The organism is Arthrobacter sp. YN, assembly GCF_002224285.1.
Classification (GTDB): domain Bacteria; phylum Actinomycetota; class Actinomycetes; order Actinomycetales; family Micrococcaceae; genus Arthrobacter.
Map to the genome: position 1 here is coordinate 1,189,009 of NZ_CP022436.1, position 24,592 is coordinate 1,213,600.

The following is a 24,592-nucleotide window of genomic DNA, read 5'->3' on the forward strand; positions in this document are numbered from 1 at the left end:
TGAAGGCCGGGATGATGTAAGGATTCACCAACTCGGTGGAAAGCCCCGGAAGCTACCTTCAGGAGTCCCAGCGATGCCGCTGCCCGCGCCGGTTTCACCGACCGTCATAGCCCCGCCCACCATCACTCCAAACATCACCACAACAGGTCATCCGGAGGTGGAGTGTGGCGTCGGAAACTGGGACAAGCTGCTCTACGGAAACCACCGATTCGTCGTGGAAGTCGTGGAAGTCGTGGAAGTCGTGGAAGTCCCGGACCTTGGGCAGGGCGGAAACGGCGCCGGGTCAGCCCCGGCCCACGGCGCAGGTAACGCCCACAGGGTGGCCCTCCCGTGGCGTCGGCAGGACCGGGACCCGGCGTCGGTGGACGTCATCGTCGTCTCGGAAAAGACCGGTTCCAGAGTCCGGAACGTCATCGTGGAAGCGGCCACCCGGGAGTCCGGAAGCATCGTTTTCGAAGCGATCGACGGCCACGGGATCTACTTCGTCTATTACTTGCCCTACGCCATGCTGGGGAAACCCCACTATCCCCAGGCGGAGTACCTCCCGCATCGTCCATCAGCAGAGCCGGGGTGGGCCGCCGGCGTCGTGCGTTCAGCGTGGTGGCAGGCGGCGGACGCCGAACGTCGGGACAATGAACTACCCCAGGCAGCCGTCCTCCGCTATGAAGCCGCCAGCGGGCGCGACTCGTTCGCTCCGATGAACTTCACGGCCCGCGCGGACGAGGTGAAGCAGCTCAACACCAGGCACGCGGGCGAGGCTTTCCTGCTTTTCCCCGAGGATCGGCTGAACCCCGTCTCCATGCAAAGGGATCTGCCGGCGCATTGGGTCATCAATGGACCGCAGCGGAGCTTCCAGGCGAGTGCAGAACCGGGGGAGGACTACGTGGTCCAGGTGGGCCTCTACGCGCTGGAGGATCTGCACGGCGTGACAGTGGACGTGGCCTCGCCGGCCGGCGGACATTGCATCAACACCGATGGCGTAGACCGTCTTGGGAAGCCGTGGCACAGCAGTCTGGCTGTTTCGGCCGGGCGGGTGCAGGCGCTGTATGTGATTCTGCCGGTCCCTCAGGAATGCGCCGGAACCACTCTGGACGCGGTGCTGAGGGTTACTGCCGCCGGCCAAGCGGTCCAAGAGGTTGAGGTCAGGCTGGACGTGGCCGCCGAAAGCGATGCGGACCCGGCGATTGCCGCGGGCGGCTTCGGCGATCCCCGTTACCTGCGCCGCTTGGCGTGGCTGGATTCGCGGGTGGCCCAGGATGCCGAACTTGTCAGCCCCTTCACAGCCATCACCCTGGACCAAACCAGCAGGACGTTGGGGATTCTGGGCAGGTCCTTGCGGTTGGCGGAGTCGGGACTCCCCGCGCAGGTGACGTCCACCTTCACCGCCGCCGTGACCGCAACGGACGGTCCCGCCGTCGAGCTTTTCAGCGGCCCGATGCGTCTGGACATCGACGATATCCAATGGAGCTATGCTCCGCTTATTTTCACAGTGGAAGGGCCGGCCCGGATCTCGTGGCGGTCCACGTGGACGGGCGGGAAGAACGGGAACGGAACGCTGAGGCTGGAGCTGAACGGCGTGCTCGACGCCGACGGAGCGGTTTCGTACTCGCTGCAGCTCAGTTCCGGGGACACTATGGACGTGAACGACGTCGGCCTGCAGCTTGAGTTTCATGAGGCTGCGGTTCCGCTGGCGATGGGCCTGGGAGTTCCCGGCGGGCGGCGTCCGGAGTCCTTGGACTGGACGTGGAACGTGGCGGCGAAGAACCAGGATGCGCTGTGGCTTGGGAGCGTCAACGTGGGGATGCAGGTGGCGCTGAGGGATGGCAGCTACGAGCGGCCTCTGAACACCAATTTCTACCGGGAAAAGCCGTTGGTGGAACCGGTGTCCTGGGCCAATCGCCAGGAGGCCGGCGGCGAAAGCGCAGTCCTCGGTGGGGTCACCCTCCGGACCGGCGAGGGCAGCGTGACACTGAACGCCTTCAGCGGCGCCCGGACGCTCGCGGCGAACGAGCCATTGGACTTCAACTTTCGCCTGCTCCTGACACCGTTCAAACCACTCCAACCTGGCCGCCACGTGGCCAAGCGCTACTTCCACCAGCCTGCGGACCCTGCGGACATTTCAACGGCGGGAGCCACGGTGGTAAACGTCCACCACGCCACGGCACCGGCGCCCTATATCAACGACCCCCTGCTGACTGCGGACTCGCTGCGGAAGTACATCGACGAATGCCACCGGCACGGACTGAAAGCCAAGGTGTACAACACGGTCCGCGAGCTCACGTTCCACAGCCCGGAGTTACTGCCGTTGCTGCACCTGGAGCACGAGATCTTCAGCGACGGCCCGGGCAAGGGGCACATCTGGCTTCAGGAGCATGCCGGGAGCGGCTACGTGTCCGCCTGGTTCGCTCCTGATGTGGAGGACATCGCCGTGGTGACCACGGGGGAGTCCCGGTGGGAGAACTTCTACGTGAGGAGCTTGCAGGAGCTGGCCAGCGGCGAGGATGGGATCGACGGCGTCTACCTGGATGACATCGCCTATGACCGGCACGCCATGCTTCGGGTCCGCAAGGTCCTTGAGGCGGCCTGCCATGCCAGGGGCGTGGACGGTCCGGAGATAGACCTTCACTCGGCCAACCAGTTCACGGCGCACGACGGGTACGCGTCCTCGGCCAATCTGTACATGGAACAGCTGCCCTATGTGGACAGGCTGTGGCTGGGGGAGTATTTCGACTACGACACCACCGATCCCGAGTATTGGCTGGTGGAGCTGTCCGGCATTCCGTTCGGGCTCATGGGCGAGATGCTCGAGGGCGGCGGAAATCCGTGGCGGGGAATGGTGTTCGGCATGACCGGCCGGGCACCCGCCGTCGACAACCGGCCGCTCTGGGAATTCTGGGCCGAAACCGGGCTGGAGCACGCCCACATGCAGGGGTTCTGGGACCCACAGTCACCTGTGCGGTCCAGCCATCCGGACGTCCTGGCCACCACGTGGCTCACGGAACGCGGAATGGTGGTGGCGCTGGCTTCCTGGGCCGGGCACACTGAGCACGTGAGGTTGATCTTCGACGACGTCGCTGCCGCCACCAGCCGCATTAACGCCCCGGAGATCCCCGGTTTCCAATCCGCCGCGAGCTACGCGCCCGGCGATTCCATCACCCTTGATCCGCAGCGCGGCCTCCTCTTCACGATCGGATACTGACGTGGACACCACCACCAGCTCGAACCTCACCGTCACCACCATTTCCCTGACCATGGCCGAGCTCGGTCCGCTCAACCCGTTGCCCGTGGTCGCCGCGGAGCTCGACCAGCCCTACACCGTGGGCGAAGGCGTTTCGGAGGAACTCCAGGCGTCGGCCCGCTACGGTGTGGTGCCCAACATTTACCCGTACCTCATGCAGGACGGCTACAGCCGCGAGGCGGCATCCCGGGAGGTTCCCGCCGTCGTGCTGGAAAACAGCAAACTGAAGATGACGGTCCTCCCGTCCTTGGGCGGGCGCATCTGGGAGTTGCTGGACAAAGCGACCGGCAAGCAGCTCCTCCACACCCACGATGCGCCGCAGCTGGCCAACATCGCGCTGCGCAAGGCGTGGTTCGCGGGAGGGCTGGAGTGGAACATCGGCACCCGCGGGCATTCGCCCACCAGCTGCGATCCGCTGCACACAGCGATTGTGCAGACGTCGGACGGGAAGCACATCCTGCGCATGTGGGAGTTCGAACGGCTGCGGGAAGTGGTGTTCCAAGTGGACATTTGGTTGCCGGAAGACTCGGCCGTCCTGTTCGCCGCTGTCCGGCTGCGGAACCCCAATGACCGTGACGTCCCCATGTACTGGTGGAGCAACGCCGCCATCCCGGAGACGGACCGCACGCGCGTGATTGCGCCCGCCGACGAGGCCTACGGCAGTGACTACACCACGGACATCACCCGCGTCCGGCCCACAGCCCACGAAGGTTATGACGGTACCTGGCTGGTCAACAGCCCGCACGCGGCGGACTTTTTCTTCGACATCGACCCTTCCGAACGGCGCTGGGTTGTGGCGGCAGACGACGACGGCGACGGGCTGGCGATGCTGTCCACGGGCCTCTTGCGGGGAAAGAAGCTGTTCGTGTGGGGCCAAGGACAGGGCGGCAAACGATGGCAGGAGTGGCTGAGCCCCGGAGCCGGGCCCTATGCCGAGATCCAGGCGGGTTTGGCGCAGACGCAGTTTGAACACCTGGTGATGCCCGCCGGCGCGGAGTGGGCATGGGTAGAGGCTTACGGGAACGGGCATCTGGATCCGGAGACCTCGCACGGCACCAACTGGGACTCTGCAGTGGCCCATGCCGGTGAGCGATTGGAACAGCTCCTGCCGCACGAAGAACTCGAGGCGATGCTTCCCGCAGCCATCGCCGACGCCGACGTCCCGCCGTCGACAATGCTGCTGCACGGCAGCGGCTGGGGCGTCCTCGAGCGTGCCCGGCGGCAGAAAACCGGCAAGGGCTGGATTGACGAAAGCGGAACTCCGTTCGTGGACGAGAGCATCACGGGGGAGCAGGAACCCTGGCTCGGGCTGCTGCATGCAAAAGCGTTCGACGGCGCGCCCAGCTTCGTCGCCGGGGCGGATTGGGAGGGGTTGCTGGCACGGCAGGACAGTCCTGACGCGAAACTCCATCTCGCCACCATGAGGCACGCCCGGCAGGACCTGGAGGGTGCAAAGGCTGCCTACAGCGAGGTGCTGGCCACGGACGCCACGCCGGGGACAACGGCGCTCGCACATCGTGGGCTGGGATTGGCCCTGCTCGCCGGCGGCCAGGACGCTGAAGGGCTCGCCGAGCTCAGGAACGGCGTGGACAGCGACCCTTCAAACGCAGCCTTGCTGACCGAAGCCGTGACTCTCAGCATCCGGCACGGGGACCCGGCCATGGCACTGAAACTGAACGACGCGGCAACCAAGGCGGGCGCGGGCGTCGGACGTTTGAAGTTCCTCAGGGCGCTGGCGCTCGCAAGAACCGGAAACCCCGGTGCGGCAGCCGCGATCCTGCGAGAGGGCGTCGAGATCCCGGACCTCCGGGAGGGCGAGGACGCGCTCGCGGCGCTGTGGCAGGAAGTCTGCCCGAACGAGGCGGTGCCTGCCGCGTACCAATTCGGGATGCATTAGTCCCTTCGAAGGATAAAAAGTCCCGGGGATAGTGAGTTCCAGTGGGAATGCGCTATCCCCGGCGGCCGGGTGGCAGACGTTGGGTGAACAGCAAAAATCACCACTTGACGGGTGACGTGGGTCACTGTATGTTTACGTAAACCTCTTCTATGTTCACGTAAACATGAACGGATTGGATTTAAGACAATGTTGTCGAGCTCGCACGCATCGTCGCGTCATCGTTTGGTCGCGGCCTTAGCTGCTTCAACCCTCGCCCTAGGCGCCCTTCCCCTGCTGGCCTCGCCGGCATCCGCCGCTGAGGACCTTGTCCTCACCCCCAACCCGGCCCAGGCAGGCCCGTCGTTCAAAGGCTGGGGCACCAGCCTCGTCTGGATGGCCAACGCCACCGGACAGTATCCGGAAGCCATCCGGAACGATCTGATCGACAAGGTCTTCGGTGACGACGGCCTGAACCTCAACATCGCCCGCTATAACGTTGGCGGTGGCAACGCCACGGATATCCCCGACTACCTTCGTCCCGGCGGAGCTGTTCCCGGCTGGTGGAACCCGAATGCCGGCCTCTCCGACCAGGATGGGCCGATCACCACGAACTACGCTGACCGGGACCGTTTCCTGGCCGCCTGGACCGGCGAGAACGCCTCGGATTACAACCTCGACGCCGATGCTTCCCAGCGTGCCTGGATCGCGGCCATCAAGGACAAAGTGACCACCTGGGAGGCCTTCAGCAACTCGCCGCCCTACTTCATGACCGAAAGCGGCTACGTCAGCGGTGGTACAGACCCCAACGCCGACCAGATCAAGCCCGCAGCCATCGGTAAGTTCGTCAACTACGTCAAAAAGGCGGCTGAGCACGTCGAAGAAACTGAAGGCATCAGCTTCGACACGATCAACCCCCTCAACGAGCCCAACACGAATTACTGGAAGACCACTTTCGGCGGCAACGGCCTGCCAAATGGAGGAGGCCAGGAGGGTGCCCACGCAGGCCCCGCACTGCAGTCCCAGGTGCTGACCGCCATGGCTGCCGAGCTCGCCGAACCTGGCACCACCACCGAGGCCAAGGTCTCCGGTCCGGATGAGACCTCCCCGAGCCGCTTCCTGGAAGATTGGAACGGCTGGACTCCGGAAACCAAAGAGGCCGTCAGCCAGCTGAACGTCCACACTTACTCCACCGGCGACCGCCTCGCGGTTCGCGACATCGCCAAGGCAACGGACAAGCCGCTGTCCATGAGCGAAGTCGAAGGCAACTGGGGCGGTGACTCCTGGAATCCGGAGAGCATCGAAAACGGTTTGGGTATGGCCACGCGCATCACCGATGACCTCCGCGAGCTCGATCCTGAGTCCTGGGTGCTGTGGCAGCCGGTCGAAGACCTCTACAACATGGAACTGGGCGAGAAGAAGAACTGGGGATCCGTCTTCATCGACTTCGACTGCAACGCCGATGGCGACTCCGTGCGGCGTTTGGCCGCAGGCGCCGCAGATCCTTCGTGCCGCACCACGGTGAACTCGAAGTACAACACCATCCGCAACTTCACCCACTACATCGCCCCGGGTGATCGGATCATTCCCACCAGCGACGGCAAGACCACATCTGCGCTGAAGGCCGATGGTTCCGGTCTGTCGATGGTGCACACCAACGATTCCGATCAGGCCAAGACCATCAAGGTGGACTTGTCCAAGTTCGCAACGATCGCTGCCGGTGCCACGGTTACTCCGGTGGTCACCACCCAGTCTCCATCCGGTGATCCGACGGCCAACGCGCTCGTCAGTGGCACCGCCGTCGCCATCGACGCCGGAACGCGCTCGGCGACGCTGACCGTTCCTGCCAAGTCCGTCACCACCTTCGTGGTGAACGGGGCATCCGGCGTCGCAGCGGATGCGCCGGCGGTACAGGATGGACAGTCCTACAGCTTCGTCGGAGTTCAGAGTGGCCGTGCAGTTACGGCATCGGACGGCTCACCGAAAACCGTGCTCAGCGATTCGGTCGCCGGCGGAAACCAGGTATGGAAAGCAACCCTCATCGCTGATGAAGACGGCACCACCCGTGACCGTTTTGTCCTGAGGCTCGCTGATGGCCGTGCATTGGCAGCCGATGCCAACGGCACTACGCTGCGCACCATCACTGACGAAGAAGCACGCACGGATAGCTCGGCCCAGTGGCTGTTCAGCACCACGGACGGTACCTCGTTCAGCCTTCTGAATGCCGGCGTTCACCAGGTCCTGGATGTCTCGAACCAGTCCACGCATGAAGGTGCTTGGATTGGGTTGTGGACCTCCAACGGTGGGGCCAATCAGGCCTTCACCCTACGGAATGCCAGTGAGGGCACGGGCTATAACAGCTTCCGGCCCGGCCAGGACTGGCGGGATAACAACGGCAACCTGATCCAGGCCCATGGTGGCCAGGTGGTGACGTCCAAGGATTCCGAAGGTAAGACGATCTACTACCTGTATGGGGAGGACCGCACCAATGGTTACCACTCCGCACCGGGTGTGCACGCCTACAGCTCCTACGATCTGTACAACTGGAAGGACGAGGGAGTTGCGCTGAAGACGTTGTCCTCACGCGGGCAAATCGACTCGGATCCGTACTTCCAGAACCTGTACTCGGGCTACACCACGGAGCAGAAGGACGCCGTCTACCGTGACCTCGGAACAGTGCCTGTGAATGGCGAGACCCCGCCGATCCTTGAGCGGCCCAAGGTCATCTACAACGCTGCCACCAACAAGTGGGTCATGTGGGTCCACGCTGACGGGCCGTCGTCGTGGTCTACCGCTCAGTACGCCAAAGCCAACGCAGGCGTAGCAGTTTCTGATTCACCGTTCGGACCGTTCCGGTACATCGACAGCTACCGCCTCCACAAGGCAACGGCCGGCGATCCCACCAACTTCGCTCCGAACAACCCGGGCATGGCCAGGGACATGAACCTCTTTGTGGATGACGATGGCACCGGTTACATCATCTACTCCAGCGAAGAGAACAAGACCATGTTCATCTCCAAGCTCAACGCTGATTACACCTACCTGTCCGCTTCACCGGATACGGCGGTGGAGGGCGTCGACTTCCGGCGGGCCTTTGTCAACCAGTCCCGTGAATCACCGGCCATCATGAAATACCAGGGCCGCTACTTCATCATCTCGTCGGGAACCACTGGTTGGTCGCCGAACCCGTCCCGGTACGGCACGGCCACCAGCATCCTGGGGGAGTGGACTGACATGGGAGATCCGTTCAGCAGCGATGTTTCCTGGAACTCCAACAACTCGCAGCCGTCCTCGGTGATCCCCGTTGATCCAGCGAACGGCAAGTTCATCTACATGGGCGACCGCTGGAACGGCGGATCGGATCAGGCCTTGGCCACCGCACCCATGGTGTGGCTGCCTATCCAGATGGGCGAGGGTGGCAAGACGCTGGCGGTGAAGTCCCCGTCCGAGTGGAAACTTGAGGATTTGGACGCCAACTCCGCATGGGACGTTACGGGTGTTCCTGCCAGCCTGGCTGTTGGCTCAACCTTCAGTGTCAACTCCGTGACAGTCACCCAGAACGGGCAAAGCTCCACCCAGCCCGTCACCTGGCAGGTCACCGGCAACACGAACACCGTGGGAGTCATCACCGCTACGGGCACGCTCCCCGGTTTCGGTAACCGGACATTCACCCGGACCATCCCTGTTGTTCCTGACGGTGTCCAGTACGCGGTCAATGCCGGTGGGCAGCAGACAGCCGACTGGACGGCGTTGATGGCAGCAGCGGCCCAGGACGGACCTGTCCTGAACAGCGCGGCGGACCAGCCCTTCGGCGCTGATCCGGCGACGGGCAAGAGCTGGGGTTACGAAAGCCAGGACAGTGGAGTCTCCGGAACCGCGGATGGCAATATCTTCACCACCCTCCGCTACGCCAAGGCTGGGAGGGATCTGAGCTACAAGTTCAACGATCTGGCTCCGGGCACCTACACGGTCTACGCCGGGTACTACGATCCATGGGCCCAGTGGGACGACCGCGGGGCCAAGGTCACCGTCAACGGTGCCGTGGTGGAAGCTGACCATGACTACAGTGGCGACTACCAGTCCGCGGCCTACCAAAACGTGACGGTGGGGACGGATGGCAAGATCACCTTCTCGCTCAGCCCGACACGGGGACCGGATGTGCAGTTGAGCTGGCTGATGATCGCCAACCCGGTCCTCACGGAGACCACCCCGGCGCTGAACGTCACCGCAGTGGCAAGCACCAAGTGTGTTGCCGGCAAGGTCACCGTGACGGCACAACTGACCAATAACGACACCAAGTCAGTCCAGGCCACCTTCACCTCGGCCTACGGAACCAAGACCTTCGCCGAGGTCAAACCCGGTAAGAACGCAGTGCACGCATTCACCACCCGCGCCGCTTCGGTACAAGCAGGCACCGTGGCCGTTGAAGCCAAGGCCACGGTCAACGGCCAACCGGTAACAGTGACAGCAAACGCCGCCTACAACGCAGCATCCTGCAACTAACTTGACGCTGGTGGTCCGCCTGATTGGCGGGCCACCAGCTTCTCTTCCCCCTCTCCATCCGGCTGGTGTGCCGGGTTTATGTGAAAGAAGCATGAAAGTGAACCGACATAAATTTCTGCCCCGTGCTGGCGCCGTCACAACTGCCACGGCGTTGTTGCTGGGTGTCGCCAGTATGGCGATGGCTGACCAAAACCACGGCGACCAGGACGTGGATGTCAACGTCGGCATTACCGAAATCGTCGACGGCGGCGTACTGGCCATGAGCGTGGCGGGCACCTCCACGACATTGACCGAAGACGGGTCCACGCCCACGGTGCGGCAGTTCAAAGGAACGTTGCCCACGGTGACTGTCACCGATACCAGGGCTGCCAGTGAAATCCCGGCGGGTGCCGGTTGGTACGTGTTGGGAACGTCGTCAGACTTTGCCGGGGTGGCAGGTCAGCCGGCCATCAGCGCGTCGCACCTGGGGTGGCAGCCGCAGATCATCGACGGCGGGGCCTCCGGTCAGGTGACCGAAGGCGACCAGGTGGACACGTCGATGGATTCCGGTGCCAATGCCGTTGGTCTGGTGGACCAGGAACTGCTCGCATTGGCCTTGGATTCATCGGCGATTGCTGCCGAAGGGCAGTGGACGGCCAACGCGGACCTCTTCCTTCGCACTCCTGCGACGGTGGCACCTGGCGGCTACTCCGCCAAGCTGACGCTGTCCCTGTTCGAATAATCTCCAGCGGAGGTATCTTCGTCTCATGAGGTCCCCAACCCTCAAGCTCTCCGACCAGGGACTCCTGCTGCGCTGCGTCATTGCCGTGTGCGTCCTGGTTGCTGTCGTCGGCGCAAGTGTCGTTGCTGCAACCACCACCTTTGCCACCACCGGTGACAGCCCCGTCACGTGGGCTGTCACCCCATCGACCGTGGAGGGGCCGGATGGCCGCTCGTGGGTGGAACTCGAACTCGACCCAGGAGCCAGTGTCGACGAACACTTGGCGGTCAGGAACCTCAGCGACAGGGACGTTACCTTTGCCCTCACCGCGGCTGATGGGTATTTCACTCCGACCGGCCGCTTCAACATGCTCCCTGGCGACAAGCAGTCGGTATCTGCAGGTACCTGGATCTCCATGGACAAGACGGTCACCGTAGCGGCGGGAGGTACCGCCGTCGTGCCGTTCACGGTGACGGTCCCGGACAACGCGACACCAGGCGATCATGCAGCGGGCATAGCTGCCTCGATCTATTCACAGGGTGGCTCGGACGGGACGCAACTGGGTGTGGAAAGCCGTGTTGGGTTCCGTGTCATGACCCGGGTAAAGGGGGAGGTCAGACCTGCGCTCAGCATGAAGGCAACCGCGAGCTACGATACGTCGTGGAATCCCCTGGAACCAGGATCCGCTGACCTTACCGTTGACCTGGAGAATACGGGCAACGTCCGACTTTCGGTGGATCCCTCCACCATGGTCAATGACGCCCGGTGGCCGGCCGCCGGGACCGAAGAAGCCAGAACTCTCGAATTGCTGCCCGGGGACCGTCGAACCGTCAGTATCCACGTACCTCAGGTGTGGCCGCTGGGCATGATGACTTTGCCGGTGACCGTTTCGCAAGGGGTGATTGCCCCTGACGGTGCCACCCAATCGCTGGATCCCGTGCAGGAAAGCGTGACGCTATGGGCGATTCCCTGGCCGCAGCTCGCCGTCCTTGTTGCCTTGTTGCTTCTGTTTGCGGGCCTTTTCCTAGGTCGCAAGCGGCGGAAGAAGGAGCTTGTCCGGCTGGTCGAAGAGGCCCGCGAGGCCGGGCGTCGGGAAGCGGGAACCCCCTGATATCGGGGTGCTTGCCGCGCTCCCGTAAAAGTGCCGGAATGCAGCAAAATACCCTTGTCAAACCACCGATGTTTACGTAAACTTCTTGCAACTCAATGTTTACGTGAACATTCACAAGAATGTTGATTAGATCCGGCGACTTTCTGCCTCCACAGGCCCACACTTGAGCTATCTCACGGTGCGCATGCGGATGTTGGACAGTCTCACGAAGAACCACGATTCAAAGGAGTAATCATGGCTGTAAACCTTGGCCCGTTCCAGGCGGCGGAAGGCGCCGGTCCAGGACGGCGAACCTTCCTCAAAACACTTGGAATCGGCGCCGTAGCCGCCTCCGGCATCCCCTTGCTGTCTGCATGCACGGGTGGTTCCGGTCCTGCCCCTGGTGCTTCATCAAAAAGCCTCACCTTCGGCTCGGGTTCATCGGACGAAGTTCCCCGTGCTGCCTACAAGGCAGTAACGGACGCCTTCACCAAAAAGTCGGGCTTCGACGTGGTGACCAACGTGGTTCCCCACAACGACTTCCAGAACAAGATCAACTCCTACCTGCAGGGCAGCCCGGATGAGTCCTTCACCTGGTTTGCCGGTTACCGCATGCAGTACTACGCAGAAAAGGGCCTCCTGGCTCCCGTCGACGACGTGTGGGAAAAGATCGGCGGCAACTTCTCCGACGCCATCAAGAAGGCGTCCACCGGCCCTGACGGCAAGATGTACTTGGTCCCCAACTACAACTACCCGTGGGGCTTCTTCTACCGGAAGAGCTTCTGGGCGGAAAAGGGCTACTCAGTTCCCGCTACCTTCGATGAGCTGACCACGCTCGCTGCCAAGATGAAGGCCGATGGCATCATTCCGATCGGCTTTGCCGACAAGGACGGCTGGCCCGCCATGGGCACTTTCGACTACATCAACATGCGCCTCAACGGGTACCAGTTCCACATCGACCTGACCGCGCACAAGGAGAGCTGGGACCAGAAGAAGGTCAGCGACGTCTTCGATACCTGGAAAGCACTTCTGCCGTTCCAAGACCCCGCAGCACTGGGGCAGACCTGGCAGGACGCAGCCAAAGCCCTTGAGGCCAAGAAGACCGGCATGTATCTCCTGGGCTCATTCGTGACGCAGCAGTTCACGGATCCCGCAGTACTGGCGGACATCGACTTCTTCCCGTTCCCGGAGATCGCCATGGAGGGAACTGACGCTGTTGAAGCTCCGATCGATGGCCTGCTGCTGTCGAAGAAGGGTGGAGAGAACCAGGCTGCCCGCGACTACCTTGCCTTCATGGGAACCCCGGAGGGCCAGGACGCTTACGCGGCCGTAGATACTTCCAACATCGCGACGGCCAAGGGCGCTGACACGTCCAAGTACTCTGCCCTGAACAAGAAGTGTGCGGACACCATCGCGAACGCGAAGTACATCAGCCAGTTCCTGGACCGCGATGCGTTGCCGGCCATGGCCAACAACGTCATGATTCCGGCTCTTCAGTCCTTCATTAAGGATGGAAGCGTCGACGTGAAGAACCTGGAAGCGCAGGCAAAGTCGCTCTACGCGGCCCAATAGCGCAGGACTGCCCTGGCCATACGGTTGCTGGTCAACCGGCCAGGCTTCCCGAGCAAGGGTCGGCCGCGGGTCACACCGCGGCCGGCCCCTGTGCGACGAATACCAAAGGAATTCCCATGAGTACCACAGCCGAAAAACCGGCCTCCCCGAACAGTGGGCCCCCTGCAGGCGGCGCCCAACGCGGGACAGCACACGCCTCGCCGGCAACAGCCGGAAGAACGCGCAAGAAATCCAGGAAAGTTCGCCGCCTGAGTCGCAGGGACAAAATCGTCCTTGGCATCATGGTGGGCCTTCCAACGCTCATTCAGCTGCTGTTCGTTTGGTTGCCCACCCTGGCCTCTATTGGACTGAGCTTCACCCGATGGAACGGGCTGGACTTGGCCGACATCAAGTCTGCCGGGACGGAAAACTATGAGTTCATCAGCCAGAACTACCCACCGTTCTGGCCGGCCATGCAGCACAACGTGCTGTGGCTGGCTTTCCTGGCCCTGATTGCAACGCCGCTGGGCCTTCTGCTCGCTGTGCTCCTGGACCAGAAGATCCGGGGAAGCAAGATCTACCAGAGCATCTTCTTCACGCCCGTCATGCTCTCCCTGGCATTGATCGGTATCATCTGGCAGCTCTTCTACAACCGCGACAGCGGTCTGCTGAACTTCCTGCTCGGTACGGCCGGCACGCCCCAGGCCGTGGACTGGTTCGGCGACTCGAACGTCAACATCTGGGCCGCCATGATCGCAGCTACGTGGCGCCACGCAGGCTACGTCATGATCCTCTACTTGGCTGGCCTGAAGGGTGTGGACCCTGCCCTCAGGGAAGCAGCGTCGATTGACGGCGCCAATGCTGTCCAGACCTTCTTCCGCGTTGTCTTCCCCGCCATGCGCCCGGTCAACATCGTGATCGTGGTCATCACCATCATTGAGTCCCTCCGCGCCTTTGACATTGTCTATGTCATCAACCGCGGCACCAACGGGCTTGAACTGCTCAGCGCCTTGGTGATCCAAAACCTGATCGGTGAAGGACAGGTGATCGGCGTCGGTTCAGCATTGGCCGTGGTACTGCTGGTGATTTCCCTGGTGCCGATTGTCTTCTACCTCATCCGCACCTTCGGCAAGGAGAAAGAGGCATGAGCACCATCGCCCGTACCCTTCCTGTCCAGACCGGCAGGACCGGCAAGACCGGCAAACGCCACTATGGCACTCACATCTTCCTCATCGTTATGGCCGCCATCTGGTTGGTACCGCTGGTATGGTCGCTCTATACGGCGCTCCGTCCCAAAGAGGACACCGACAAATACGGCTACTTCAGCTTCGGCGGCAGCTTCGGCTTCGAGAACTTCGTCCAGGCCTGGAACCAGGGAGGATTCTCGAAGTACTTCCTGAACTCAGTCCTGATCACGGTTCCCACCGTCCTGCTGACGCTTCTCTTCGCGTCCATGATGGCTTTTGCAGTATCGCGGGTGAGCTGGAAGTTCAACATCACGCTGCTGATCATGTTCACCGCCGGCAACCTCCTGCCACCGCAGGTCCTTGCAGCACCGCTGTTTGAGATGTTCAAACATGTTTCCCTGCCGTACTCAATGAGCGACTCCGGTAACCTGCTCAATACCTACATAGCCGTCATCATCGTGGACACTGCTTTCCAGATTGGCTTCTGCACCTTTGTGCTCTCCAATTACATGAAAGCCCTGCCGCAAGACCTGACGGAAGCTGCGTTGGTGGATGGCGCTGGAATCTGGCGGCAGTACTGGAACATCATCATGCCACTCTGCCGTCCGGCACTCGCGGCTTTGGGCACGCTGCAAGTCATCTTCATCTACAACGACTTCTTCTGGCCCTTGCTGTTTATCCAGAGCGGTGACAGGCTCCCGATCACCACCGCCATCAACAACCTCCAGGGCCAGTTCCTGAGCAACTACAACCTGATCGCGGCTGGTGCCATGATCACCTTGATTCCCACCATGATCATCTACCTTGTCCTGCAACGACAGTTCGTGGCAGGGCTTACCCTGGGCGCAAGCAAGGGGTAGCAGTCCACAACGGCGTAGCTGCGGAGGAGGGTTACCCCTTGTCCGCAGCTACGCGCTTTTTCCGCGCAGACGGCGGCCGGGCTCCCTCAGGGGGAGCGGCAGTGCTCTTGCGCACCACCATGCTGGTAGGCACGGTGGTGAAATCGTCCACCGAACCGGTGCCGGCAATCTGCTGAAGCAGGTTTTCGATGCTCAGGTGGCCCACGGCGTAGAAATCCTGGTGGATTGTTGTCAGTGGCGGCCAGAAGGACGTGGACTCGTCCAGGTCGTCGAATCCAACAATGCTGACATCTTCGGGAATGCGGCGACCCTGTTCATGCAGGGCACGCATCGCTCCCAAGGCCATTTGGTCGTTGGCGGCAAAAATGGCCGTGACATCCGGGTTGCCCGCAAGCTCGAGACCGATTTGGTAGCCGGATTCGGTGGACCAGTCGCCATGGGGGACCGAAGGGGCCTCAATACCGGCGTCCTTGAGCGTCCGCCTCCATGATTCTTCCCGGTGCGTCGCCGAGAAGGACGTGGTGGGTCCACCGATATGCCACACCCGTTGGTGGCCAAGGTCCAGAAGGTGCTGGGTCGCAATGCGTGCACCCTGTGCCTGGTCAGTATCCACCATGGGGTAGCCAAAACCGGCGTTGGAATCGATGACTACGGCCGGGAGGTCCTCCGGAAGCGTTATGTCAGCGTCATCCAAAAGGTGGGCTTCGAAGATGACAACCACACCGTCGACCTGCTGCTCCCGCAGTCTTTCGTAGGCCCCGGACACGGTTCCGGTGGTGGGGTCCTGCACGGGGATGAGCGTCACTGAATAGCCCGCCTGCGAGGCAGCCGTGGCGATGGCGTCCAAGGTTCGCATGTTGCCGAAGCTGGAGAGGGTGAACATGATGACACCGATGGATTTGAACTGGCCGCTCTTGAGCGCACGTGCGGCCCTGTTGGGCCGGTAGCCAAGTTCCTTCATGGCGTCGAGAACCCTGTTCTTAGTGGATTCTTCGACATTGGTGAGTCCGTTGGAAACCCGGGAAACGGTTTGGGCGGAGACGCCTGCGGCCTTTGCCACGTCCCCGATGGACGGCCCCCTGGTGGCGCGCTTTTTGGCCGCGAGCTTCCGGGACTCCTTGGACGGTCCCGCCGGAGTCCCGATGATTGTGTTCTCCTGATCCATGTTCACCTAAACAAAGGTACTGTCACTTTCAGTCCCGTTTGCGTAGATATTTCCAAGTGTTGCCAAAAGGCTTCCAGTGCCGGAACGGCCGGGAGGTCGGCGCTGGCGGAAGGAAGGGGTTGTCTAAAGCGATGCGGATACATCGAGCTGACGGCGCGCTTCGTCAAGTGTCTCGAGGATGGAGATGGTCTCGTCCAGAGTATGGATGGGCGATTCTGTACGGCCTTCGCCAACGAATCGTGCCAATGCCGTCGCTTCCCAAGACAGCCCGGCCATGGACGTCACCCCGGTCGTATCGTTCCACACCATTGCGTCACCATCATTGCCCGCGAGGCGGAAAGTGGTCGGCATGTAGAAGGAACCATCCATCTCGATTCTCGCTTGTGTGCCTGAGATGACTGCGGTGGACGGAGTACGGACGGCAAGACTGGTGGTGAGAGTGGATTGGACGTCACGCCCATGTCCAAGCACAAGAGTGGAGAAGGCGTCGACGCCGGTATCGAGCAGACCGCCGATCGCCGTGATCGATTGTGGCGCACCCAGGACCATCGAATCCAGTTGTACGGGGTAGATGCCGAGGTCGAGCAGTGCCCCTCCGCCCAGTTCGCGGCGGTGAAGGCGATGATCCGGGTAGCCGGGAATGGCCTGGCCGTGATCGGCGACCACAGAACGGACGTCCCCGAGGAACCCGTCGTGAACCAGAGTGCGCACCACGGAGGTCTGCGGTAGGTAGCGGCTCCACAGCGCCTCCATCAGCAGCACTCCGGCGTTTCGAGCCGCCGCGGCCAGCGCGCGGGCTTCGTCGGCAGTGGTCGCCATCGGCTTTTCGATCAAAGTGTGCTTTCCGGCAGCCATAGACAGGCGCCCGAGCGTTAAGTGCTCACTTTGCGGCGCAGCTATATAGACCACGTCAACCTCGGGGTCGGCGACGAGCTGCTCGTACGAGTCGTACGCCCTTGCAATGCTGTGCTGCGCTGAGAACGATCGCGCACGGTCAGCAGACCGGGAGCCGACGGCGACGAATCGTTGGTCAGTGTGCTCGTGCATGGCAGACACGAAAAGGTCCGCTATCCATCCAGGCGCCAGCAGCCCCCAACGCAACGCCGGGACGTCTTTGCCCGGGGAGAAGAGTTCAGGCTCGGGAAACGTGGTGGGAAACATTGGTGGATTATTCCTTCATTCTGCGCATTGGTGCGCATCGAAACTCATGGGGGCAGGCACCGGACTTGGGGAAAGCGCAGCGGTGGAGAAGGAAGCGGCCGGTGCCACCGGTACAAGAATCTTCGGAACGAACCCGTTCCACCAAGAGGATTGCACCATTATTAAACAATAGCTACCAAAATAGAACATTTTACGCGGGTAGTCCAAGCTCCTTCGGCGGGGGTGCTGGCGGGGCGGCCCGCGACTACGGCTGTGTCATGGCGGGATCGCGGCTCCCGCACTCTTGACAATGACGCCGGGGCAACCCTTCAATGTTTACGTAATCATTCGTCGGTGCAGACGATTTCGGGTGTTGGTGGGGCGCTGCCTGGCAGCTGGTCGCTGCACCACGAGCACCCTAGAGATCGTGAGAACCACTCCATGGCACACCATCTACGTCTGTGGGCGGGGGTCGCGGCTACGGCCGTGGCACTGACCGGCACAGTCTTGTCCAGCGCCCCCGTGATGGCCGCCGAGGCGCCCATAGCGAAGACGCTGATTATCGGGGTTGACGGGGCAGCCTTCGATTCACTGGGCCCGGCAGGGATGCCCCGGTTGGATGCGCTGCGTGCTCAGGGCACAACGTCGGTCAGCAACCTGTATACCCAGCCAATGGCGGAGACGTCCTCCGGGCCGGGATGGGCAACCATCGCCACCGGCGTCTGGCCGGACAAGCACAACGTCCTGGACAACGGGTTTGGCTCTCCACAATTTGGCGCTTACCCGGACTACCTGACACGCATCAACGCGGCATCACCGTCGCGCAAGACCGCGGCAATGGGAACATGGCAGCCCATTACCGCCACCATTTTCGGTCCGGGTGTGGACGTGCGGACCAAGTTCTCCACCGATGCGGACACAACGACAGCCGCAGTGGACGCAATTTCCACTGGCTCAGTGGACGATCTCTTCTTCTACCTGGAGGACGTGGACACGGTGGGGCACCGTGTGGGCACCAGTGGGGCTGACTACGGCGCGGCTCTTGCCAGCGCGGACGCAAGGATTGGCCAAGTCATGGACGCGGTGGCGGCACGCCCAAGCAACGAGGAATGGACGGTTGTTGTCACCACCGACCATGGTCACACCCCCACAGGAGGCCACGGCGGAAGCTCCGCGGGGGAGCGGCGTGTCTTTACCACGATGGTTGGCAAGGGAATCGCCGCAAACCTCACCCGGTACGACGCCAAGCTTGTGGACGTTGCCCCCACCGTCATGGCCGCCGCAGGGGTGCCCGTGAAGTCCGAATGGAATCTCGACGGAAATCCCTTTGGCAGCCTCACCCACGATGACTTCGACTCCCTGCGCCCAGTGCTGCAGCCCGGCGTCGATGAGACCGCGATCCCCGCGGGCACTCTTGGGTGGACCAAGGCGACGCCTGTGGGGTGGTCCATCGACAACTCGGCAATGCCTACCGGGGGGACTGCGGAGTGGCGGGGGTGGACCTTTGCCACGGATGACTTCTGGACAGCGGCCGATCGCGATCAGGGCCGTGAAACGACGGTACGTGGCCGCGACGTAATCGCGGTGGCTGACTCGGACGAATGGGACGACAAGCAGCACGCGTCCGGTCAGTTCGACTCGACGCTGGTCAGTCCCGCTTTTCCCGTTGACGGGCTGCGACGCGCGAGCCTCAGCTACGCAACCAACTACGCCATCGATGGTCCCCAGTCAGCCACAGTCACAGTAACCTTCGATACCGGGGCCACCCAGACGCTGAAGAGTTACTCCACGGCTACGAATACGGTGGAGAAACTGCCCTTCACCGTGCCAACAGGAGCCACGACGGCACAGTTCCGGTTCCGTTACACGGGAGAGAACAGTTCCTTCTGGGCTGTGGACGCGGTGGGTATCCAGGACGCGATCGCGGCGTCCGACATCCGTTACGTGGTCAACGCCGGCGGACAGCAGACATCTGACTGGGTGTCGCTGACCAGTGCGGCCGCCCAGGACGGGGGTCTCCTCAACAGCACGGCCGATCAGCCCTTCGGTGCGGACCCGGCCGGCGGAGCGCCCTGGGGATACGAAAGCCCCGGTAGTGGGAGCAGCGGCGAATCCAGCGGAGATATGTTCTCAACTTTGCGGTACGCCGTATCCAGCCGGGACCTGACCTACCGGTTCGGAAACCTTCAGCCGGGCATGTACACGGTTCACGCCGGGTATGCCGATCCCTGGTCCTGGGACAACCGCGGTGCCGAGGTGACCATTAACAACGAGGTCCGCGAAGCCGACCATGACTACTCATCGGAGAACCAGGCCGCGGCCTACGGCAACGTCACCGTTGGCGAGAACGGCGAACTCACCTTCACGCTCAGCAAGACGCGCTCCTCTGATGTGCAGTTGAGCTGGCTCATTGTCAGTGCCGTGAACCCTGGGGAAACCGGTAACCCGCCCACGCACTCGGCCACCACCGCCATGCGATGCATCGGAAACAAGGCCTACCTCGCGGTCTCCGTGCAGAACACCACAGCAGAGGCTCTGACCATCGCTGTGGATACTGCCTATGGGTCCAAGTCCTTTGCCGGGGTAGCACCTGGGAAGAGTGCTTCGATCGCTTTCAACAGCCGTGCTGCGATACTCCCGGCCGGCTCCGTCAGTGTCACCTCGGGTGCAACGGATGAGTCTGCAGGCTTCACCTCGACAGTTCCTTACACCGGCACCAGCTGCCCATAAGCAGCCCGGCTGCCTCAGCAGGCCAGCACGGTCGCGTTGCCCTAATGGGCCGGCGCGGCCGTGCTTTTGCGCACCATGAGGCGGGTCGGCACCGTGGTGACGACGCTGGCCGGGGTGTTACCGGCGATCTGCTGAAGCAGCTTTTCAATGCTCAGCCGGCCAACTGCGAGGAAGTCTTGACGGATGGTGGTCAGTGGAGGCCAGAAGGAAGTGGATTCCTCGAGGTCATCAAATCCCACAATGCTGACATCCTTCGGGATGAGGCGCCCAAGTTCATGAAGGGCTCGCATTGCCCCGAGCGCCATCTGATCGTTCGCGGCGAAGATTGCGGTGACTTCCCGATTGCGGCCAAGCTCCATCCCGACCTGATATCCGGATTCGGTGGACCAATCTCCATGAAGGACAGTGGGCGCTTCGATGCCTGCCTCGTCCAGCGTCCGTCGCCAGGACTCCTCCCGGTGCCTGGCTGAAAAGGAGGAGACTGGGCCCCCTATGTGCCAAACCTGCTGGTGGCCTAGATCAAGGAGATGCTCAGTAGCAAACCGCGCACCCTCGGCTTGGTCTGTATCCACCATGGGATAGCCGTAACCGGGGCTTGAGTCGATGACCACAGCGGGGAGGTCCTCGGGCAACGTAATGTCCGCACGATCAAACAGGTGCGCCTCGAAGATGATGACCACCCCGTCCACATCTTGCTCCTTCAGCCGGTTGTAGGCGCCTGTCACGGTACCTGTAGTGGGATCGTGGAGGGGGATGAGGTTCACCGAGTATCCGGCCTGTGACGCAGCGGTTGCGATGGCATCCAGGGTGCGTCTGTTGCCGTAGGTCGAGAGATTGAACATGATGACGCCAATGGATTTGAACTGACCGCTCTTGAGTGCGCGTGCAGCCCTGTTGGGCCGATAGCCCAGTTCTTTCATGGCGTCCAGCACCCGCTGCTTGGTCTTTTCTTCAACATTCGTCAGGCCGTTGGATACGCGGGAGACGGTCTGGGCGGAAACCCCGGCTGCTCGTGCAACATCGCCGATTGAGGGGCCGCGGGCAGCTCGGGCACTCCTGACCGAGGGTGAATCGCTGGTGTGCGACGTGCTGGCCGGGCTAACGCTGTCTGCGGCATCCTCTTGTATGTTCACCTAAACATGCTAATCTTCTTTCAAGAATGTTTGCGTAAACATAGCGAGAAGAGAAGAATTTATCATGACAACGACGTCGCCCGTGGCCGACGCTCCACCCTTGGTCCAATCCCGCAAGCGCGCAGGTAGATGGATGGGGTGGGCATTCGTGGGCCCGTTCATGGCTGTCTTCCTGCTGGTATTCGTGGCTCCAGTCCTCTACGCGTTCTACCTGAGCCTCTTCCAGAACCAGATGGTGGGCGGCGACAAGTTCGTTGGGGGAGCCAACTATCTTCAGGCGCTTGGCGATCCCCAGTTCTGGGACTCCGTGATCAGGGTGGCCATCTTCCTGGTGGTCCAGGTCCCCATCATGTTGTTCCTCGCCCTTTTCGCAGCCTTGGCACTGGACAGCGGGCGTCTCCGCGCGTCGTCGTTCTTCCGCATTTCTGTATTCCTCCCGTACGCAGTACCGGCAGTAGTGGCGACGCTGATGTGGGGATTCATCTACGGCCCCCGTTTTGGCCTGTTCGGCAGCATTAACGATTTCTTCGGGTTGGATCTGGCCGAGCCCCTCTCTTCCAGCTGGATCCTCGCCTCGATCGGGAACATCAACACCTGGGAGTTCACGGGCTACAACATGCTGATCTTCTATTCGGCGCTGAAGGTCATCCCCGCGGAACTGTATGAGGCAGCAAACCTTGACGGAGCAGGCACGTTCCGGGTGATCCGGAGCATCAAGCTTCCCTCCATCCGCGGAGCCATCGGCATTGCGAGCATCTTTTCGGTCATCGGCAGCTTCCAGTTGTTCAACGAGCCGAACATCCTCAAGGCGTTGGCACCAAACTCCATCAGCTCATACTTCACGCCGAACATGTACGCATACAACCTCTCGTTTGCAGGCCAGCAGTTCAATTACGCCGCGGCTATCTCCATCATCATGGGCGTCCTGACGGTCATTGTTGCCTACGTCGTCCAACTCTCCGGCTCGCGAAAGGATGCCTAGCCCATGTCCGTACGTTTGAGCCCAGCCCATTCCAGCGATACCGCGCCCAAACCGTCACCGGCGGTGAGGCCCCGGCGGTCACCTGCACCCAGGTTGGCCGCCCGGCGCCACGGCGTCAGCCGGAAGCGCTCGTCCGTCCTTCTCACCATCCTGATGGGGGTCATGGCAGTGTACGCACTGCTTCCCTTGTTCTGGTTGCTGGTCAACTCCACCAAGACGCAGACCTCCCTTTTCAGCTCCTTCGGCCTGTGGTTCTCCGGGGACTTCGCACTGTGGGACAACATCGTGGGTACCTTGACCTACAACGACGGCGAATTCCTGCGCTGGCTTGCCAACACCGTGCTCTATGTCGTGGTGGGTGCCGGCGGGGCAACATTCCTTGCCACCCTGGCCGGCTACGGCCTGGCCAAGTTCGATTTCCCCGGCAAGCGCGGCGTCTTCGCGGTGGTCCTGGGAGCGGTAGCTATTCCGGGCACTGCCCTTGCCGTTCCGACGTTCCTCATGTTCAGCCAGATGGGGCTCACGAACACCCCGTGGTCGGTCATCATTCCGTCCCTGATCAGCCCGTTTGGGCTCTACCTGGTGTGGATCTACGCCCTCGAATCCGTCCCCACGGAAGTTCTGGAAGCAGCGCGCATGGACGGGGCAGGGGAGTTCCGCACGTTCTTCACCATCTCGTTGCGAATGCTCGCTCCCGGCTTCATCACCGTCCTGTTGTTCACGGTGGTGGCCACCTGGAACAACTATTTCCTCCCCTTGATCATGTTGAGCCAATCAACCTGGTACCCGCTCACCGTGGGGCTCAACAGCTGGAACGCCCAAGCGACTACGGCCGGAGGCGAGGCCATCTACAACCTCGTCATCACCGGATCATTCCTCACCATCGTGCCCATCGTGGGGGCGTTCCTCTTCCTCCAGCGCTTCTGGCAGTCAGGACTGTCTGCGGGAAGCGTCAAGTAGAAGACCCGACGACGGCGACCTCCCGCCGTCGTAAATCTCCAAACCGCATCTGAAAGGCACTCATTCAATGAAGAACAACCATCGCTTCCGGCGGGTGGCCACTGCCGCCCTGGCGGCAAGCCTCATGATCGGCGGCCTCGCCGCCTGCAGCGGCTCGGGAACAACGGCAAACGCAGGAGCCGAAGGCGCAAGTGCCGCGGACATCGCGAAAGCACTCGATACCGAAACCACCCTCACGGTGTGGGGTTGGGCGCCGCAGCTCGAACCGATCGTGGAGGCCTTCGAGGCCAAATACCCCAAGGTCCACGTCAACCTGGAAAACGTGGGAACGGGCAACGCCCACTACACCAAGCTTCAGAACGCCGTTAAGGCCGGAAGCGGTGCTCCGGACGTAGCGCAGATCGAATACAACGCCCTGCCGCAGTTCGCCCTGTCCGATTCCCTGGTAAATCTGAAGGACTTCGGTGCCGAGGAGCTCAAGGACAACTACACGGCGTCCACCTGGGGTTCGGTGAACCTCAACGGTGGCGTCTACGCACTCCCGCAGGATTCAGGTCCCATGGCCATGTTCTACCGGGCGGATGTCTTCGAAAAGCACGGCATCAGCATCCCCACCACCTGGGATGAGTACGTTGAAGCCGGCAAGAAGCTCCACGCTGCCGACCCCAAGGCCTACATCACCAGTGACACTGGCGATGCCGGCTTCACCACCAGCATGATCTGGCAGGCCGGCGGCAAGCCCTACACGCTGGACGGAAGCACCAAGGTAGCCGTTGATCTCCAGGATGAAGGCGCCAGGAAGTGGACCGGCACCTGGAACCAGCTGCTCAAGAACGATCTCCTGTCGCCCGTCACCAGCTGGAGCGACGAATGGTACAAGGGCCTCTCGGACGGAAGCATTGCCACGCTGATCATCGGCGCATGGATGCCCGCAAACCTGGAATCGGGTGCGGCAAGTGCCAGCGGTCAGTGGCGGGTAGCCCCGATGCCGACATATGAGAAGGGCGCAGCCGCAACGGCCGAGAACGGCGGCGGCGGCGACGCCGTACTGAAGCAGAGCAAGAACAAGGCTGCAGCCTACGGCTTCCTCCAGTTCGCCAACGGCCCTGAAGGATCCAAGATCCACGCTGCAAGCGGTGGCTTCCCCTCCACCACGGCCGATCTTCAGAGCGAAGCGTTCCTGAACGCTGAAAACGCCTACTTCGGCGGCCAGAAGATCAACGAGGTCCTGGTCCAGGCTTCCAAGGACGTTGTTCCGGGGTGGAGCTACCTTCCCTTCCAGACCTACGCCAACAGCATCTACAGCGACACCGTTGGTCAGGCCTACGGTTCCAAGGGCGATCTGAATGATGGCCTCAAGGCCTGGCAGGATGCCACGGCAAAGTACGGCCAGCAGCAAGGCTTCACAGTTACCACCAAGTAAGACGTGGCGCGGGTCCGGGGCGGCCCCCGGCCCTGGACCCCGCTCCACCATTTCAGA

At 62.1% G+C, this 24,592-nt stretch carries 16 protein-coding genes; 12 read left to right on the forward strand and 4 right to left on the reverse strand.

Annotation, left to right across the window (positions count from 1 at the left end):
* Positions 1 to 73 precede the first annotated feature (73 nt).
* The 8 genes from CGK93_RS05505 (at position 74) to CGK93_RS05540 (ending at position 15,002) form a co-directional block, all read left to right on the forward strand.
* A complete protein-coding gene (locus tag CGK93_RS05505; protein ID WP_089593954.1) occupies positions 74 to 3,199 on the forward strand; it encodes a glycoside hydrolase domain-containing protein in 3,126 nt (1,041 codons plus the stop codon).
* A 1-nt stretch (position 3,200) separates the two neighbouring features.
* The gene (locus CGK93_RS05510) at positions 3,201 to 5,135 is read left to right on the forward strand and encodes a DUF5107 domain-containing protein (RefSeq protein WP_232481551.1); all 1,935 of its coding nucleotides are present in this window, start codon (positions 3,201 to 3,203) and stop codon (positions 5,133 to 5,135) included.
* Between the two features lie 186 nt (positions 5,136 to 5,321).
* A complete protein-coding gene (locus tag CGK93_RS05515) occupies positions 5,322 to 9,614 on the forward strand; it encodes a family 43 glycosylhydrolase (RefSeq protein ID WP_089593955.1) in 4,293 nt (1,430 codons plus the stop codon).
* A 91-nt stretch (positions 9,615 to 9,705) separates the two neighbouring features.
* Positions 9,706 to 10,335 carry a hypothetical protein gene (locus CGK93_RS05520; protein WP_089593956.1) on the forward strand — a complete coding sequence of 210 codons (630 nt, stop codon included), beginning with the start codon at positions 9,706 to 9,708 and terminating at the stop codon, positions 10,333 to 10,335.
* Positions 10,336 to 10,360: 25 nt separating this feature from the next.
* Entirely contained in the window at positions 10,361 to 11,425 is a 1,065-nt protein-coding gene (locus CGK93_RS05525) for a COG1470 family protein (protein WP_089593957.1), read from the forward strand.
* Positions 11,426 to 11,659: 234 nt separating this feature from the next.
* A complete protein-coding gene (locus CGK93_RS05530; RefSeq protein WP_089593958.1) occupies positions 11,660 to 12,976 on the forward strand; it encodes an ABC transporter substrate-binding protein in 1,317 nt (438 codons plus the stop codon).
* 116 nt (positions 12,977 to 13,092) lie between these two features.
* Entirely contained in the window at positions 13,093 to 14,103 is a 1,011-nt protein-coding gene (locus CGK93_RS05535) for a carbohydrate ABC transporter permease (protein ID WP_089593959.1), read from the forward strand.
* Positions 14,100 to 15,002 (forward strand): carbohydrate ABC transporter permease, encoded by a 903-nt coding sequence (locus CGK93_RS05540; RefSeq protein ID WP_089593960.1) that lies wholly within the window; start codon positions 14,100 to 14,102, stop codon positions 15,000 to 15,002. Before CGK93_RS05535 ends, CGK93_RS05540 begins: the two co-directional genes overlap by 4 nt.
* 31 nt (positions 15,003 to 15,033) lie before the next feature.
* Here the strand turns inward: CGK93_RS05540 and CGK93_RS05545 are convergent, their stop codons facing one another.
* Positions 15,034 to 16,167, reverse strand: coding sequence for a LacI family DNA-binding transcriptional regulator (locus tag CGK93_RS05545; protein ID WP_089593961.1), 1,134 nt, complete (start codon positions 16,165 to 16,167; stop codon positions 15,034 to 15,036).
* A gap of 123 nt (positions 16,168 to 16,290) precedes the next feature.
* On the reverse strand, positions 16,291 to 17,328 hold the full coding sequence (locus tag CGK93_RS05550; RefSeq protein ID WP_089593962.1) for a Gfo/Idh/MocA family protein: 1,038 nt from the start codon (positions 17,326 to 17,328) through the stop codon (positions 16,291 to 16,293).
* Positions 17,329 to 17,748: 420 nt separating this feature from the next.
* Here CGK93_RS05550 and CGK93_RS05555 point away from each other — a divergent pair, with 420 nt between their 5' ends.
* A complete protein-coding gene (locus tag CGK93_RS05555) occupies positions 17,749 to 20,037 on the forward strand; it encodes an alkaline phosphatase family protein (RefSeq protein ID WP_089593963.1) in 2,289 nt (762 codons plus the stop codon).
* A 41-nt stretch (positions 20,038 to 20,078) separates the two neighbouring features.
* Here CGK93_RS05555 and CGK93_RS05560 read toward each other — a convergent pair whose 3' ends face one another.
* Positions 20,079 to 21,170, reverse strand: a complete 1,092-nt coding sequence (locus tag CGK93_RS05560) for a LacI family DNA-binding transcriptional regulator (RefSeq protein WP_089593964.1) — start codon at positions 21,168 to 21,170, stop codon at positions 20,079 to 20,081.
* 64 nt (positions 21,171 to 21,234) lie between these two features.
* Here CGK93_RS05560 and CGK93_RS05565 point away from each other — a divergent pair, with 64 nt between their 5' ends.
* Positions 21,235 to 22,152, forward strand: coding sequence for a carbohydrate ABC transporter permease (locus tag CGK93_RS05565; RefSeq protein ID WP_089593965.1), 918 nt, complete (start codon positions 21,235 to 21,237; stop codon positions 22,150 to 22,152).
* Here CGK93_RS05565 and CGK93_RS24000 read toward each other — a convergent pair.
* On the reverse strand, positions 22,149 to 22,316 hold the full coding sequence (locus tag CGK93_RS24000; protein WP_232481688.1) for a hypothetical protein: 168 nt from the start codon (positions 22,314 to 22,316) through the stop codon (positions 22,149 to 22,151). The two genes, CGK93_RS05565 and CGK93_RS24000, sit on opposite strands and share 4 nt — an antisense overlap.
* Between CGK93_RS24000 and CGK93_RS05570 the strand changes: the two genes are divergently transcribed.
* On the forward strand, positions 22,306 to 23,112 hold the full coding sequence (locus CGK93_RS05570; protein WP_229785142.1) for a carbohydrate ABC transporter permease: 807 nt from the start codon (positions 22,306 to 22,308) through the stop codon (positions 23,110 to 23,112). The two genes, CGK93_RS24000 and CGK93_RS05570, sit on opposite strands and share 11 nt — an antisense overlap.
* Before the next feature lie 67 nt (positions 23,113 to 23,179).
* A complete protein-coding gene (locus CGK93_RS05575; protein WP_089593967.1) occupies positions 23,180 to 24,535 on the forward strand; it encodes an ABC transporter substrate-binding protein in 1,356 nt (451 codons plus the stop codon).
* Positions 24,536 to 24,592 lie beyond the last annotated feature (57 nt).